At 32.5% G+C, this 16,293-nt stretch carries 17 protein-coding genes; 11 read left to right on the forward strand and 6 right to left on the reverse strand.

The annotated features are described in order from the left end of the window. Nucleotides 1–28 precede the first annotated feature (28 nt). Nucleotides 29–1,009 carry an AraC family transcriptional regulator gene (locus tag DMR38_RS07110; RefSeq protein ID WP_127720636.1) on the reverse strand — a complete coding sequence of 327 codons (981 nt, stop codon included), beginning with the start codon at nucleotides 1,007–1,009 and terminating at the stop codon, nucleotides 29–31. Nucleotides 1,010–1,233: 224 nt separating this feature from the next. On the opposite strand from DMR38_RS07110, the gene DMR38_RS07115 reads away from it, so the two are divergent. Beyond that, nucleotides 1,234–2,604, forward strand: coding sequence for an MATE family efflux transporter (locus DMR38_RS07115; RefSeq protein ID WP_127720637.1), 1,371 nt, complete (start codon nucleotides 1,234–1,236; stop codon nucleotides 2,602–2,604). Nucleotides 2,605–2,794: 190 nt separating this feature from the next. Then, nucleotides 2,795–3,274, forward strand: a complete 480-nt coding sequence (locus DMR38_RS07120) for a hypothetical protein (protein ID WP_175412938.1) — start codon at nucleotides 2,795–2,797, stop codon at nucleotides 3,272–3,274. A 17-nt stretch (nucleotides 3,275–3,291) separates the two neighbouring features. Here the strand turns inward: DMR38_RS07120 and DMR38_RS07125 are convergent, their stop codons facing one another. Further along, the gene (locus DMR38_RS07125) at nucleotides 3,292–4,665 is read right to left on the reverse strand and encodes an ISNCY family transposase (RefSeq protein WP_127720638.1); all 1,374 of its coding nucleotides are present in this window, start codon (nucleotides 4,663–4,665) and stop codon (nucleotides 3,292–3,294) included. A 218-nt stretch (nucleotides 4,666–4,883) separates the two neighbouring features. Between DMR38_RS07125 and DMR38_RS07130 the strand changes: the two genes are divergently transcribed. Further along, the gene (locus tag DMR38_RS07130) at nucleotides 4,884–5,159 is read left to right on the forward strand and encodes a metal-sensing transcriptional repressor (RefSeq protein ID WP_127720639.1); all 276 of its coding nucleotides are present in this window, start codon (nucleotides 4,884–4,886) and stop codon (nucleotides 5,157–5,159) included. 126 nt (nucleotides 5,160–5,285) lie between these two features. Continuing rightward, nucleotides 5,286–7,184, forward strand: a complete 1,899-nt coding sequence (locus tag DMR38_RS07135; RefSeq protein WP_127720640.1) for a cation-translocating P-type ATPase — start codon at nucleotides 5,286–5,288, stop codon at nucleotides 7,182–7,184. Nucleotides 7,185–7,186: 2 nt separating this feature from the next. Here the strand turns inward: DMR38_RS07135 and DMR38_RS07140 are convergent, their stop codons facing one another. The 3 genes from DMR38_RS07140 to DMR38_RS07150 form a co-directional block, all read right to left on the reverse strand. Next, entirely contained in the window at nucleotides 7,187–8,404 is a 1,218-nt protein-coding gene (locus tag DMR38_RS07140) for a nucleotide disphospho-sugar-binding domain-containing protein (RefSeq protein WP_127720641.1), read from the reverse strand. A 16-nt stretch (nucleotides 8,405–8,420) separates the two neighbouring features. Next, a complete protein-coding gene (locus tag DMR38_RS07145) occupies nucleotides 8,421–9,032 on the reverse strand; it encodes a TetR/AcrR family transcriptional regulator (protein ID WP_127720642.1) in 612 nt (203 codons plus the stop codon). A 296-nt stretch (nucleotides 9,033–9,328) separates the two neighbouring features. After that, nucleotides 9,329–10,528 carry a MerR family transcriptional regulator gene (locus DMR38_RS07150; RefSeq protein WP_127720643.1) on the reverse strand — a complete coding sequence of 400 codons (1,200 nt, stop codon included), beginning with the start codon at nucleotides 10,526–10,528 and terminating at the stop codon, nucleotides 9,329–9,331. Between the two features lie 260 nt (nucleotides 10,529–10,788). Between DMR38_RS07150 and DMR38_RS07155 the strand changes: the two genes are divergently transcribed. The 4 genes from DMR38_RS07155 (at nucleotide 10,789) to DMR38_RS07175 (ending at nucleotide 14,366) form a co-directional block, all read left to right on the forward strand. Then, nucleotides 10,789–11,460 carry a response regulator transcription factor gene (locus DMR38_RS07155; RefSeq protein WP_127720644.1) on the forward strand — a complete coding sequence of 224 codons (672 nt, stop codon included), beginning with the start codon at nucleotides 10,789–10,791 and terminating at the stop codon, nucleotides 11,458–11,460. Between the two features lie 2 nt (nucleotides 11,461–11,462). Further along, a complete protein-coding gene (locus tag DMR38_RS07160; RefSeq protein ID WP_127720645.1) occupies nucleotides 11,463–12,476 on the forward strand; it encodes a sensor histidine kinase in 1,014 nt (337 codons plus the stop codon). 144 nt (nucleotides 12,477–12,620) lie between these two features. Next, entirely contained in the window at nucleotides 12,621–14,000 is a 1,380-nt protein-coding gene (locus DMR38_RS07170; protein WP_127720646.1) for an MATE family efflux transporter, read from the forward strand. Nucleotides 14,001–14,021: 21 nt separating this feature from the next. Next, nucleotides 14,022–14,366, forward strand: a complete 345-nt coding sequence (locus DMR38_RS07175) for a cupin domain-containing protein (protein ID WP_127720647.1) — start codon at nucleotides 14,022–14,024, stop codon at nucleotides 14,364–14,366. A gap of 35 nt (nucleotides 14,367–14,401) precedes the next feature. Here the strand turns inward: DMR38_RS07175 and DMR38_RS07180 are convergent, their stop codons facing one another. Continuing rightward, nucleotides 14,402–14,827: a MerR family transcriptional regulator gene (locus DMR38_RS07180; RefSeq protein WP_127720648.1), complete on the reverse strand. Its 426-nt coding sequence runs from the start codon at nucleotides 14,825–14,827 to the stop codon at nucleotides 14,402–14,404. Nucleotides 14,828–14,963: 136 nt separating this feature from the next. Between DMR38_RS07180 and DMR38_RS07185 the strand changes: the two genes are divergently transcribed. From DMR38_RS07185 to DMR38_RS07195, 3 genes are read left to right on the forward strand one after another with little or no spacing between them, the layout of a single operon-like run. Beyond that, nucleotides 14,964–15,374, forward strand: coding sequence for a cupin domain-containing protein (locus DMR38_RS07185; RefSeq protein WP_127720649.1), 411 nt, complete (start codon nucleotides 14,964–14,966; stop codon nucleotides 15,372–15,374). A 52-nt stretch (nucleotides 15,375–15,426) separates the two neighbouring features. Continuing rightward, the gene (locus DMR38_RS07190; RefSeq protein ID WP_127720650.1) at nucleotides 15,427–15,747 is read left to right on the forward strand and encodes a carboxymuconolactone decarboxylase family protein; all 321 of its coding nucleotides are present in this window, start codon (nucleotides 15,427–15,429) and stop codon (nucleotides 15,745–15,747) included. Nucleotides 15,748–15,752: 5 nt separating this feature from the next. Beyond that, nucleotides 15,753–16,226, forward strand: a complete 474-nt coding sequence (locus tag DMR38_RS07195) for a flavodoxin (protein ID WP_127720651.1) — start codon at nucleotides 15,753–15,755, stop codon at nucleotides 16,224–16,226. Nucleotides 16,227–16,293: the final 67 nt, after the last annotated feature.

Below are 16,293 nucleotides of genomic sequence, written 5' to 3' on the forward strand. Positions count from 1 at the left end.
TGGAAGAGTATAGTTGCAGCCGGGCTTATTAATCAAACTTTATGTTTTTTAGTAAATTTCTATATTCTTCTGGCAGCAATCCGGTATTTTTTTTGAATAAACTTGCAAATCTTCCAGCATGGCTGTATCCAACTGCTTTTGCTATTTGACCGATTGAAAAGTCTGTTTCGAGAATCAAATATTCTGCATAAGCCATTCTTTTGTTTTGAATATACTCTGTAATGGTATATCCAAATGTTTTTTTAAAAGTATAGCGAAGCTTTGTTTGACTCATACAGGCTATTTTAATAAGTTGTTCTGTATGAATATTAAAGGCAAAATGATCAGCTATATAAGATTTTACTGCATCTAAATTTTCAAGATCTTTTTTTGACAAATCCCCGGTAGAAACAAATCTTGTGCACTTTTTCGTTTTTTCTATGATCAAAGATACTGCTTCTTTAATCTTGCTCTCATAAAACAAATCTGCAGATGCACCTGTTCCTCTAAATGACTCAATTTGTCGCATGAGTAGTACCAATTCTGGAAATTCTGAAATTCCATCTATACCTAAAAATGCTGTTTTTGAATCGAATGATTCATCTGGAAATCTTTTTTTCAAATACTCACTGTAATATTTAGGCATAAGCATTAATTCAACACCATGAATTGGAACGCTTTTATGATAACGTACACGATAATAATTTCCTTCAGAGATGTATCCTCTAATACAGTTTGCAGTTAGTCTCTTATATGGATTTAGTTCTTCGGCAGATACAGTATCAAAGTAAGTTACAGAGATATAATCCGGTTGAGTATATTCTAAGAGAGTATCTTTATATAATCGAATGTCCATAATACCTATTGAGAACATCTCTTCACGCTCATAGTACCAATAATAGCCTTTACCCAATTCTTTTGATATTTCATAGCACCTTCCACTTAAGTTGAATGAATCTTTATAAAAACACTGATTGAAACCTAATTGAGTAAGACAAGGCTCTACCAGTTTTTTTGTTGCTTTTTTCATAGAATTACACCTCGCATATACATATTCAACATTTCTATATCACGATTCAACAAATGATATAAAAACATATTGCCTATTATTCATTTGTGTTATAAAGTAAGCTACAGAGCAAGCTAAATGTTTAAGCTAATTAAAATATATCAGATTAGCAAATTGAATTCAAGAAAAATATATTTGTTGATTTGTGATATTTAATAAGTACAGATATGAAAGGAGATTATTCTATGGAAGTGAGTGAAAAGAAAATAAATAGTAAAGAAAAAAGACTTAAAGTTATGGGAGAAGCACCAGTTCCAGAAGCATTATTAAAACTTGGAATACCAACTGTTATTGGAATGATAATAACGGCACTGTATAATTTCACAGATGCATATTTTGCTAATGGACTTGGAACAGCACAAACAGGAGCAATAGGAATTGCGTTCCCTATAAGTCAAATTATATCAGGAATTGGAATGATGATAGGAAATGGTGCTGGTGTATACATTTCAAGACTTCTGGGTAATAGTAACAGAAAACGTGCTAATGAAACAGCATCTACAACATTATATTTAGGAATGGTATTAGGAATATTAATAATAATTATAATGTTAATTTTTATAAATCCTATTTTGCGCGGACTTGGAGCAATAGATCTATCAGTTTTCATGTATACAAAACAATATTCTGTAATTTATATAGCAACATCTGTCTTTTCTATTTTTAATATAATACTTAATAACATAATGATAGGTGAAGGCGCATCAGGAATTACAATGTTTGCTATGATGCTTAGCGGAATATTAAATATTATCCTTTGTCCAATAATGATTTACGGAGCACATATGGGAATTAGAGGTGCAGCAGTTGCAACTGCTCTTGCTCAAGCAGCAACTACAATTATATATATTATAATTATATTAAGCAAAAAAAGTTTGTTTTCATTTTCTATTAAGTATGTACATCCAGATAAGAAGATGACTGCAGAAATTTTTAAGGTTGGTATACCAGTTATGGTGTTTCAATTGCTAACTAGTATAAGCATGGGAGTTGCCAATATAATTGTAGCAAAATATGGTAGGGCTGCACTTGCCGCATTTAGTAATGCAACTCGTATAATAGCTCTTGGTTCTTATGTAATATTTGGATTCACTAAAGGATTTCAGCCATTTGCTGGATATTGCTTTGGAGCCAAAAAGTATAATCGATTAAATGAGGGAATTAAAACAGCAATTAAATGGAGTGAAATTTTTTGTATATGTTTTACACTAATTCTTGTTATATTTCCAAGGGGTATCATGGCGTTATTCCCAACAAAAGATATTAATGTTATAAATATTACAGTAGATATATTACGTATTAATGGAATTACTTTTTCTGTATTTGGCTTCACTATGGTTTATGCAATTTTATTTTTGGCAATTGGTAAAGGAGCTAAAGGTGCAATTTTAACTATAGCACGCCAAGGAATATATTATTTTCCAGTTATTTTGATTTTACCTATATTTTTAGGATTAAATGGTGTGATTTTTGCACAATCAATAGCTGATGTTCTTGCAGCAATAACAGCAGTTATTATGTCTCGTTCAGTGAAAAAAGATTTAATAAATTTCTAATGATTTAATAGAAAACAGTACTCATTAATACTGTTAAGAATTATAAAAAATCAATTAAGTGGTTGATTTTTTTTATGTATATTGAAGTAATATTATGGAAACTAAATAGCTTTTTTGAAAATAACATTACTAAAAAGAGATGACGAATGTATTAGTGTCAGAAAGTTGACAATAGAAAAGAGAAAATGAAATGATAAATGAAATACATGAAAATAAGTTAATGGAATCTTTTTATAATATGATGCCGTACTTTAAATATTATTTTGGGACGGAATTATTATTTACAATTTCCAATACTAAAAAGTTCCTTTTAGTTCAAGATGGTGAAAATTTAGCAACCAGGTTTAAATCGGGCGATGAAATACCTAAAAATTGTGATGCAGATGTGTGCTTAAGGAAAAAGGAAGTTATACATATTACAGTACCAAAGGAAGTGTTTGGAATACCTATAGAAACAATTGCAATACCGGTTTTTGTAAACAATAATATAGAAGGTACAATTGTAGTAGGTATGAGCACTGACAAAACAAAGCCAATCTGTCAACTAATTTTGAAAATGTCCCAAAAAGTTTTAATTATTAGCACCAGCAATAGCTGGTGCTTTGTTACGCTTATAACATTATTTTTAGGTATAGCAAACACATCCATCAACTTAAAGTTTTTTAAGTAAAAGGGCTTTTTAGTTCTTTAAGCTATGTTTTCTTTTTGTCTATGAGCCTGCTTATTGCAATAATGTTCAAATGAAGCCTGCTTCCATGGGTGACTCATCGGCGGTATATAGTGTTTCTTTGGAGTTTTTGAGGTCTTCGCAAGATCAAAATTTTTTGATGAAGGAACATGATCCGGAAGCAATTCAAGTGCATAAACTTTTTCGTTTGCACAAAAATATAGATCATTGTTAAATGCCTTTATTACTATACCGCAGGTACCTTTATGGTAATATACTGGGTGACCATTAGCATCTACTGGAAGATAATATCCTTTATTGTATTTTACACAACTCCCATTGTCTACTTTCCTACTAGCAAGTACACCAAGAATTAAATTGATTTTCTCAATATCAGGTTGCGTTTCGAATACAGATTTGATATTATCAACAGGTAAAGCAAATCGAGCATTGAATTTTTTTATGTAGGAATTTAAAAATTCATTTGCCTGCTCAATCGTGCTTATACCAGCTAAACGCAATTCGATAGGAAGTCGTGATTGCAGTGTTTGAAACATTCGTTCCACACGCCCCTTGGCTTGTGGAATGCTGCTGGTTTTAATCTCAATTCCTAACTGCTTGCAGGCATAACCGAATTGGGTAAAAGTGTCCTCTTCGATAGAAGGGGATTTCTTTTGTTTATACTCAAAAACTGTACGCCTATCGGTGTAAAACATATAAGGAATACCATAGGTTTTCAATATTTGCTCAAGTACATGGTAATATCCATTTAGCGTTTCTTGAACATCGAAATAAGCACCTACAATAGCACCTGTGGCATCATCTACAGCTATATGAAGCTGACTTTTTTCTCCACCAAACCAAGGATGAAGAGAAGCATCCATCTGAAGCATTTCTCCAAAGTAGGCACATCTCGGACGCCTAGGATGAGCATCTTCGATAGCAAGAATAGAACTTTGAATAACACTAGCCTGCTTTTTTGACTTTGTAGATTTTTGCATATCTTTAAGTTTAGTGTATAGAGCCTTCTTAGAAGAACGTTTTGCCTTAGGAGACAGGATGAATTCCTGCAAAAGGATGGAACGTATAGTGTTTGATGAAACTTTGATTCCTTCAAATTCTTTTAAGAGTTCTGAAAAATGAGTTAAATTGGTGCCTTCATATTTTGTTCGATATAAGTCAACAATAGTCTGTTTTGTAGAATTATCTAAAGCATGGACAGGTTTTTTACCACGATTTCCATGTATAAAAAAGGCTTTTCCCTGCTCTTTATACCCTTTAATCATTCTGTTAATGTGCCTAACAGTACAGTTAATCTGTACAGCAGCTCTTTGCTTGTTACCATTGCTCTCTACTAATTTCTTGATTATGTTATATTTTGCATTCTCATTCATTGTTAAAACTACCTTTCTGATTTTGTCCACCTCACTTCTTAGTCATGAGGTTTTATTATACTATAAACTTATTTATTTGGGACATAATCAAATGCGGTATACTAAGACATTATCACAATTCAATCATATATGAGCACTGACAAAACAAAGCCAATCTTGACAAGTTTGGTATTATGAATATAATATACATATACCCCTAACGGTATGGAGGTGTAGATATGAAGCAATGTATGGATTCAGATAACCTGCATCGAAGATTAAAAAAGATTATCGGGCAGGTTCAAGCTATAGATCGGATGATAGATGAAGATGTTCCATGTGAGGATGTTCTTTCACAGGTTAATGCGGCTAAATCTGCATTACACAAATGTGGACAGATAGTTTTGGAAGGACACATAAAACACTGTGTGAGAGATGGAATTGAACATGGCGATGCGGATAAGACCATTGAAAATTTTACTAAAGCAGTTGAACGTTTTGCAAATATGACTTAATGAATACAATTTTGAGAACAGTCAGAGATGGCTGTTTTTTTATTGCATTATTGACAACCCATACCCCCATAGGTATAATATACATATACCCCTATAGGTATATTACGATTCAAATGGGAGGTATTTATGAAAAAATTAGTAGAGAAACTGGAATATTTATTGGAAAAGGGTGGCACAAAAAAAGATATCATATTATTGATTATTTCCGGAATTGCTCTAATTGCAAGCATTTTTAATTTGATTTCACTGCCTTTTAATATGGCGTGGATAGCAATTATTCTTTGTGGAATCCCTATCATAATTCAAGCGGTTATTGGACTAGTTACAGCTTTTGACATTAGAGCAGATGTGCTTGTGTCAATTGCCCTTATTGCGTCTGTATGCATAGGGCAGGATTTTGCGGCTGGTGAAGTAGCTTTCATTATGCAGTTTGGTGCACTGCTGGAAGATTTAACTGTTGCCAGAGCACGGGCAGGTATTGAAAAGCTTGTTAATCTTACGCCGAATACAGCAAGAGTTTTAGTTGATGGAAAAGAAAAAATAATTTCTTCTGAAAAAGTTAAGGTAAATGATATCATTCGCGTATTTCCCGGTGAAACTATTCCTGTAGATGGAATTATATTATCTGGTCAGACTTCTATTAATCAGGCAGTTATGACAGGAGAGTCACTCCCAGTTGATAAAACAGTAGGAGATAACGTTTCCAGTGGCACTGTAAATCAATTTGGTGCTTTTGAAATGAAAGCTGTGAAAGTTGGAGAAGATAGTTCTATTCAGCGTATGATTCGTCTTGTACAGTCTGCAGATGCAGGAAAAGCAAAAATTGTCGGTATTGCCGACAGATGGGCAACATGGATTGTTGTAATAGCTTTGACAGCTGCCGCATTAACATGGCTTATATCAGGAGAAATTATACGTGCTGTTACGATTTTGGTTGTGTTCTGCCCTTGTTCACTGGTTCTTGCAACGCCTACTGCAATTATGGCAGCTATCGGTAATGTGACGAAACATGGTTTTCTTGTCCGGGAAGGTGATGCTTTAGAGAGACTTGCATCAGTATCGAAAATTGCTTTTGATAAAACAGGAACACTTACATATGGTACTCCACAGGTATTGGAAGTCAAGTCAATCTCTTCAGATATTTCAGCGAATGAAGTATATTCATATGCAGCGGCTGCAGAATCACTTTCGGAGCATCCATTAGGAAAAGCGATAGTAAGATGTTATAAGCAGCAATTTTCAGATCTAGTTTTGGTGACAAAACATTTTCATATGATTCCAGGACGCGGCGTTGAAGCAAGTGTGAATGAAAGAGAAATACTTGCTGGGAATGCGGAACTTATGAAGGAAAGTAATGTATTAATTGCATCTTCGGCAATTGCTAAAGCAGAAGATTTTTTAAAACAGGGATGTACGGTAATTTATATTGCTGTTAATAAAGTGCTTACTGGTTTTTTGTTATTATCTGATACCATTCGTATGGAAAGTCCAAAGATGATTGATTCTTTGTCTGCTCTTGGTGTTCAGCCTGTTTTGTTAACTGGTGATCATGAGAATGCTTCAAGTGCGATTGCAAATAAGCTTCATATTGAAGAGGTACATGCAAATTGCTTACCGGAGGATAAACTCAACTGGATTTCTGCATATCAGAAAAAGAAACAGGAAGTATGTATGATTGGGGATGGAATCAATGATGCACCTGCTTTAAAAATGGCAAACGTTGGAATTGCAATGGGCGGAGTCGGCAGCGATATTGCAGTAGATGCAGCAGATATAGCATTGGTAGATGATGAGGTTAAGGAACTTCCTCATTTGTTAGCACTGTCAAAGCGGATGATGTTTACTATAAAGTGTAATCTTACTTTTTCAATGACACTGAATTTTATTGCTATTACACTTGCTATTACAGGTATACTAAATCCTGTTGTCGGGGCTTTAGTGCATAATGCAGGTTCTGTGTTTGTAATTATAAATTCAGCATTGTTATTGAGGTGGAGAAAAAAACAGCCCCGTCTGATAATGTGAATTTAATAATTTAATATAAAATCTGCAGCTTTAGCTGCACCTCCCAAGCTTTTTATTTTATCTGAATATATTTTAAGATTTTGTTTAAAGGTGTTATCTTTAATAATTTTTGTACATGTTTCTAAAAGAAATTCTTTATTGAAATTATATATACCAGGATTTAATGCACAACCTATTTCAGAAGCCTTCTCAGCATTAAAGTAGCGTTCAAAATGTTTCCCAGGAAAAATAATTGCAGGTACTTCATTTTCAATGCATTGTACTGTCGTATTTTGACCACCATGATGAATAGCAATATCTGCCATTTTTAGAACTTTGTCTGATGGAACCATATTCATAAAGTGTACATTTTCAGTATTAGAGTTGGTACTACCCTTGAATCTAGGATTTCCTCCTGCTGTAACTATAACATCGAATTCTGAGCCTAGGAAAGTATCTAAAATTATTTTTTGATACATATCCGGAGTTATTGCTCCTGCACTTAAATACACATATATTAATGGACGCTTTTTTTCAAAATTGAAATCAGATTTTATAAAATTTTTAGGTGTTACTGAGCCTAGAAATATATATTTTGAGCTGTCTTTTAAATCTTCAAGCTCAGGTATGCTTGGAACAAAAATTTTATTGGAATTATAGTCTTGATTAAGCTCACATATATTTTTGATAGTTCTTAAATTTAAAGTTTTTAGAAGTTCATTATAATCTTCAGCATATACTTCATCAGTTTTATTAGAAAATCCAAAATAACAGAAATCTTTTTTACCTGGAGTACCGCCAGTACAAAAATATGGTATGTCCATTTTCTTCGCAACTATAGGCATGACCGTTTCAAATTCTCCGAATATTAAATCTGGCATAAAATTTTGCACCAGTTCCATTTCTTCTTTAAAGGTATTTTGTACGTATTCTTTTGAAATAAGCCCTTTAAGTTTTATTACATCATATAAGCTGTTAATAGAAAATTTATGTGCGTGTGAACTTTCCTTAACAGTATTACAATTTTTTTGCTGCCATAATTTTGGCATAGGTGGCTTATATCCTTGTACAACTTTATAGCCACAAGCTGCGGCATAGTCAGCTTCTCTTCCTGCAGCTCTAAATATTATGCTGCAGTCTTGCTGCTTTTTTGTTATTTCGTCTGCTATAGCAATTAATCTGGTTATACTACCCAAAGCTTCAATAGAGGCTATTCCTGGTGTAAACAATATTTTTTTCAAATTAAACATCTCCTAATTAAATTTTATTTATTCCATTTATGAAAAGGTCTATAAACGTACTAATTTTACACTTTAGTTCCTCATCAGAAAGTTTTTCTCTTAAAAAGAGTTCATGAAAAAAAACAAAATTGAAAAAAGCACTATATATGAATTCTGCTGCAGATTCTGCATTAACTTTTCTGAAGTAACCTTTATTTATGCCTGAAATGATATAGTTTCCTAGAGGACCATTCAAATTTGGAGCTGATTTTTCAAGTAGAGAAATATCCGGCCTATTTCCGGATTTATCCATAGCATAGAGATAATGAAATTCCAACATGTTTCTTTCGGTAACATTTTTATAAAAGCACATAAAATAATCTATAAGCTCAGTTCGATAATTCTCACTTGCTTCTTTGGGAATTCCTAAAATTTCTACTGAAGTAAAAATTTTAGAATATATAGCTTCAATTATTTTCTTCTTATTAGGGAAAATGCAGTATATCATAGTTTCACTAATTCCAATAGCATTTGCAATATCTTTGGCGGTAAAACCATATCCCTTTTTTAACATAAGTTCTTTTCCAATGCTTACAATTTGTTCTGTTCTTTCTTCACGGCTCATCCTTGATTTTGAATTACTTTTCAATTTTATCCTCCTGTAATATAAATACTTAGTACTTAGTAAGTACTTACTAAGTATAGCCCCGCTATTTCTTATTGTCAAGTAAAGAAAGTAATGATAATTTTTATGATATTAACAATTAAATCAGTTGTCGTACTTCATGTAAAAAAAATTGTGTTAAACAGAATAATAAAGTAGAAAAGATTGGTGTGTAGTAATGTATTAAATTGTATATTATGTGTCAAAAATGAATTGACATTGGGTGGGTAGGGGTATGCAAGATATTTTTGCATATCCCACATATCCTTTTGATTAATTATTTACTTACTATTTTCACAATAAAATTTTAGGGCTTCTCCAATAAATTTAGAGGCACCAACTCCATATTTTTTATCCATTACTTTTATTAAAATAGACTCTGACAAATACTGATTTGCCTGATAGCCCCAATAATTTTCTCCTACTTCTAGTTCTAAAGCTTTATGTTGTTTTTCTGTTTCATCTACTATTTCAGAAATAATTTTTTGAATTTCATTCGATAAAGGATCTTTGCTTAAGTCAGCTGTAAGTCTCTTATATAGTGTTTCTATTTTAGGCTCATAATCTCCTAAATAAGTTTTTAAAGCTTTTCCAATAAACCTTGCTGCACCTTCTCCATATCTTTCATCTATCCATGCTATACCAACTCCGCCGTTTTCCTTATCAACTTTTTCTAACTCTTTAGGAAATGTTGAATAAAGTCGTACAATAGTAAGCCAATAATAATCTCCCAGTTCATTTTTAAAAGCATCATAATCTCTTTTAGCAATGTTAGTTATTTCACCAGCAATTTTTTGAATTTCATCTGATGCAGGATCTTTACTTAAGTCAGTTGTAAGCTTTTTATATAGCTCTTTTAGTTCAGGATTTCTTTCATAAAAACAATCTTTTTTAAACTTATCAATTTGTTCAGCTTTAGTCATTGTCAGAGAATTATTCAAATTTTTCTTTACAGCTTCAGCGTATTTTTTTATACTTCCATATTGTTCTATAGCCATTTTGGCAAGTTTTGCTTCTTTATCAGTACCTCTTTTAAGCAGTTTATCAAATCTATCTATACTTCCCCAGTTTTTAATTACTCTATCTTTATTTTCTTTTTTGAATTCTTCTAGTACATTATAATATTCACTCATATCAAATTCTTTAAAACTCATTGTATTCGCTCCTTTTAAGGTTTTATTTATAAGCTTTATCAAACCATTTAATCTATCTCGTTTTAAAATGATTAGTTTCTTATGATTTTTTAGTGCTTCCATCTTATCGAAGTGAGGACTTGTTATGATTTCTTTAATTTCCTTTAGTGGTAAATCAAGTTCCTTAAAAAATAAAATCTGTTGCAGGGTTTCAAGAGCTTCATCATCATAAAGCCTATAACCTGCTTCTGTCAATTTAGTTGGTTTTAATAATGCAATTTTATCGTAATGGTGCAGCATACGCACGCTTATCCCTGTTAAATCCGAAACTTGTTTTACTGTTCTCATAACTTCACCTCAAACTTTGATTTTAGAGCTTTAATACTGCCAAATACTCTGCCGGCATGAGTTTTATTAATATTTTTAACCCTTGATTATATATTACACTATGACATAATGTTAGGGTCAACACTTTTTTATTATATTAAGTTAAAACTTTGTATGGACAAACCAGTAAAAAACGCTGATAAAAATGTTGATAGATGAAAAGAATAGAAATTTATTGTATAATAAAAAAGTAAGTATAAAATACTAAATAGAGGTAAAGTATGTATAAAATTTTAATTGTTGAAGATGATATGGCAATTGCAAAATCAATGAAAAATTGTCTCAGTGGATGGAATTATGAAACTGTATTTATAACTGATTTCAAAGACATTACTGCAGAATTCATTAAGTTTGAGCCGCATCTTGTACTTTTGGATATATTCCTGCCATTCTTCAATGGGTATCATTGGTGCAGCGAAATTCGCAGGATATCAAAGGTTCCTATTATTTTTATCTCTTCTATGTCCGATAATATGAATATCATTATGGCTGTAAATATGGGTGGTGATGATTTTATTTCTAAGCCTTTTGATTTAAATATTCTTGTGGCAAAGGTACAGGCATTATTAAGAAGGACATATTCTTTTGGCGGAAAGATGGATGTAATTGAGCATAATGGTGTGGTGTTAAATTTAAGCAGTGCTGCTGTTGAATATGAAAATAGTAAGATTGAACTTACAAAGAATGAATTTAAGATACTTCAAATTTTACTTGAGAATGTTGAAAAAGTAGTTCCAAGAGATGTTATTATGACAAGGCTTTGGGAAAGTGACAGCTATATAGATGATAATACTTTAACTGTTAATATAACCCGTCTTAGAAAAAAACTTTCAGATGCTGGTATTTGTGACTTTATTAAGACAAGAAAAGGCATTGGGTATATGGTGGAATAATTATGAAAGGAAAATCTTTTTCACAGCTTTTATTATGTTATGTTAAAGGTCATAAAAAAGCAATAATAATGTACGGCATTTTTATTGGAATCTTTGCTGTAGTATTTTTATTATATTCACTGCAGCTTGAGCCAGTTTTGTATGCCTTCTTTTTATCGTCAATTGCAGCTTTCCTTTTTATTATTTACGATTTTATTAAGTGCTATAAAAAGCATACTGAGTTGTGTATTATTGAAAAAAAGATAAATATAGGGTTAGATAAACTACCAGCAGCCAATAATTTAATTGAAGCTGACTATCAGAATGTTTTGCAGACACTTTATAAACAAAGTACGGAATTAATTTCAAAAACAGATATTAAGCAGTCAGAAATGATAGATTATTATAACCTATGGGCACATCAAATTAAAACACCTATTGCAGCAATGAGATTAATACTGCAAAGCGAATATACTGAACAAAACAAGGAATTACTAGAGCAGACCTTTAAAATTGAGCAGTATGTTGAAATGGTGCTGGGATACCTAAAGATTGATAGTGTCTCATCGGATCTGGTGCTTAAAAACTATAGTTTACTTCAGATTATAAAACAAGTTATAAGAAAGTATGCACATGTATTTGTTAGGAAAAATATAGCCCTTGATTTAGAAGAAATGGATTGTACTGTGCTAACAGATGAAAAGTGGCTGGTATTTGTAATTGAACAAATACTATGGAATGCATTAAAGTATACAAGCAGTGGTAAAATATCAATATATATGGAGGATGATTCTAGAAAGGTACTTGTAATTGAAGATACAGGAGTAGGCATTGCAGAGGAAGATTTGCCAAGGGTATTTGAAAAAGGTTTTACTGGATATAATGGACGTGCCGATAAAAAAGCAACTGGAATAGGACTCTATCTTTGTAAGAAGATATTAGATAAGCTTTCACACACAATAACCATTGCCTCTAAGGTTGGTGTTGGAACAATGGTAAAGATAAATCTTTCTTCTGTTAAAACTATAATTGAATAATCTATCCGATGACTACCTGCTCCAAGTTGGAGCAAAGAGCAGCTACGTCCATGGATAACGCGTTCTAAGCATCAGGTGGAGTTTAAAACTCCATCTGATGCCAAGAACCCTGTTTATGTAAAAAATTAAGAAGGTGAATTAGAAATGGACAATATAAATGAACTTAGAAATGGAAAAATTAATAATTTGTTGTGGAAGTTCTCATGGCCAGCAGTAATTGCTATGCTTATAAATTCTCTGTATAATATTATTGACAGAATATTTGTAGGACGAGGGGTTGGTTCAATTGCAATTGCAGCCACAACTGTAGCTTTCCCGATTATGCTTATTCTTATGGCAGTATCTGTGCTAATTGGCGTTGGTGCTACCTCATTGATATCTATTCGTTTGGGAGAAAAGAAGACAGAGGAAGCTGAAAAAATTATGGGGAATGCTATATTTTTGTTGGTCTTACTACCACTGTGTATCAGTATTATTTATTTTCTTTTTAGTAATTCCATTTTGACTTTTTTTGGAGCTAGTGCCGAGGTTTTACCTTATGCCAAAGAATTTACACATATTGTAATGTTAGCATCATGGGTGGGGTCTCTGAGTATGGGAATGGTTAATTTTATAAGAGCTGAGGGTAATCCTAGAATGTCCATGTATACACAAGTAATTGGAACGGCAATTAATATAGTCCTTAATTATATTTTTGTTATGAAGCTAGGAATTGGAATTAAAGGATCTGCACTGGCAACAGTTTGTGGCCAAACATTTTCAGCCATTTGGGTCTTAAGCTATTTTCAATCGAAAACTAGTTTCCTCAAAATACGAATAAAAAATCTCAAATTGCAGAAAAACTTGGTCATTAGTATTATGTGTATTGGTTTTGCACCTTTTTCAATGCAATTGGCTAACAGTCTTCAAAATGTTATTTTAAATAAATCATTAATGACTTATGGTGGAGACATAGCACTATCGGCTATGGGCATTGTTGGTAGTATAGCTACTTTAATGTTTATGCCCATACTTGGTGTTAGTCAGGGTGCTCAACCTATTATCGGTTTTAATTATGGTGCCCATCAATTTGATAGAGTAAAAGAAACTTTGAAGAAAGCCATAATTGTAGGTATAGTAATTGCCACATTCAGTACTGCAGTGGTACACTTATGGCCAACTCAAATTGCTGGTATGTTTTCTAACAATAATGTAAAATTGAATAAAATAACTGCCCATGCAATGTCACTCTTTTTCCTTATGTTTCCTGTAGCGGGTTTTCAAATTGTTGCTTCTCAATATTTTCAAGCAGTTGGAAAGCCAATTCAATCTACTATCCTTGGACTATCAAGACAATTGCTGGTATTAATTCCTCTATTACTAGTATTGCCGCGCTTTTGGGGTACTGAAGGTGTATGGATGACTCCGCCTATCGCAGATGTTTTATCTTCCCTTATAACTGGGATTTTTATATTCTTAGAAATGAAACATATAAATGAGAATTGTATGTCTCAAGATACCGATTTTAAAAAAGCCAATTCTTAAAAAATTTATGGAGGATGAAAAATGATTAGTAATGAAAAAAGAGAAATTATTAGACAAGACAATGTCAATGGAGGAAATGGATATATTTTAAAAGAAAGTTTATTAGTCCCTGAATACTTAGGAGAACACTGCAAATTATTTTCAAAGATTACTTTGAAACCAGGCTGTGAAATTGGATATCATGAGCATCACGATGAGACTGAAACATATTACTTTTTGTCAGGAAAGGGAATGTATCAAGATAATAAAGATGAAATCCCTGTTAAGGCAGGAGATGTTACTTTTTGTGAAGATGGAAATGGTCATGGAGTTAAAAACACAGGAACTGAAGATATAGAATTTGTTGCACTAATTTTAAAAAAATAAGTAAAGAAGTGGGACTTATATACAGTCTCACTTCTTTACTTATTTTTATTCAGAAATTTCATAGCCAGTTCCTCCTGTAAACCTGGAACTTCAGTAGTTCTCCTTTTCTTTGATATTCTGTAGAATTCGCATTTATAATTGATGCGCTCAAGCGCATTTTGTAAGATCTCAATTTTCTTTTCTGTTTTTTCCTTCTGATGAAGGAATAGCTCATATCGCTGATCAATGGTAGAATCGCCTTCCTCACACCATTCAAAAAACTGTTTGATGTCCTTAAGTGGCATCCCTGTATTTTTTAAACAAGATATCATTTTCAAGCATTCAACATCTGTATCATCAAATATTCTTATATTACCAGAAGTTCTATTGACAAGTGGGAGAAGTCCTTCTTTGTCATAGTAACGCAGGGTTGATATGGATATATCTAGCATTTTTGAAATATCACCAATTGAATAATTCATAAATTCCCTCCAATAAATTTAAATCAAGTATTGACCTAAAGTTAGGTTTAGGTATTATTATATACCTATCATAAGATATAAATGAAGCTTATGCAAGACTAGAATATATTTTAATCAAAGAAGAAGGGGAAAAAATATGGACGTAAAAGAATTGAAAAAGGTATCTGACTTTTTACTAGGAGAAGAAAATACTGATTATGCACCTTATTTTATTGGAAAAAGCTATTTAAGTGTTTTAAATACTAAAGAAGCGGTTATATGCAATGTTACATTTGAACCAGGATGTCGTAATAACTGGCACATTCATTATGGCAGCGGACAGATATTAATCTGTGTCGGTGGTCATGGATGGTGTCAGGAAATGGGCAAAGAACCACAGCTTTTAAAGAGTGGAGATGTGATATATATTGCTCCGGGAATCAAACACTGGCATGGTGCAGTAGTAGATGAGGCTTTTGCGCATCTAGCTTTATCTGTTCCAGTAGAAGGTGGTTCCAATGAATGGTGTGAACCAGTTACAGATGAAGAATATGAAAAATTAAAATAAACTTGCATTGTCAGACAGGATGGTAATTCTATCGGATAGAAAGGAGATAGTTATGAAAAAGCAGACAGCAGGAAGAGATACACTTGGAAAATTTGCACCTAAATTTGCAGAATTAAATGATGATATTTTGTTTGGTGAGGTTTGGTCACAAGAGGATAAATTATCACTTAGGGATCGAAGCTTAATTACGGTAACTGCATTAATAACAAAAGGAATTTTTGATAACTCTTTAAAATATCATATGGCAAATGCAAAAAATAACGGTGTGACCGCAGAGGAAATTGCTGAAATTATCACACATTTAGCATTTTATGCAGGATGGCCAAATGCATGGGCAGCATTTACATTAGCAAAAGAAGTTTGGGAGGAATAAAGTATATGGGAAAAAAATTGATTTTATATTATTCGTACACGAATAATACAAAAAAAATTGCAGAGAAGATTCAGAAGGCTACTAACGCGGATATCTGTGAAATTGAAACGGTAAAACCTTATACAGGTGATTACAATTCAGTAGTTGACCAAGGAAAAAGGGAAGTAGACCGTGGATTTAAACCGGAAATAAAACCTCTTCCAGTAAATCTGGAAGATTATGATACGATTATTATAGGCACTCCTGTGTGGTGGTATACCTATGCCCCAGCAGTTGCAACTTTCTTATTTGAATACGATTTGTCAGGCAAGACGATAATTCCATTTGTAACGAATGGAGGATGGATTGGGCATACATTAAAGGATATTAAAAAGGTTTGTAAAAATGCCGCTGTTACAAATGTGATTGATATTAGATTTAACACAGACAAAATGGTAATGCCTGAATCCAATCTTGAGAAATGGATTGCTAGTTTGTAAGAGTTTGTTTAAAATCGAATGTATGGAAATGTAATTTTTTGGTATGCAAATTCATCAGTTATTAAAG

It is taken from the genome of Clostridium sp. AWRP, assembly GCF_004006395.2.
Lineage (GTDB): Bacteria > Bacillota > Clostridia > Clostridiales > Clostridiaceae > Clostridium_B.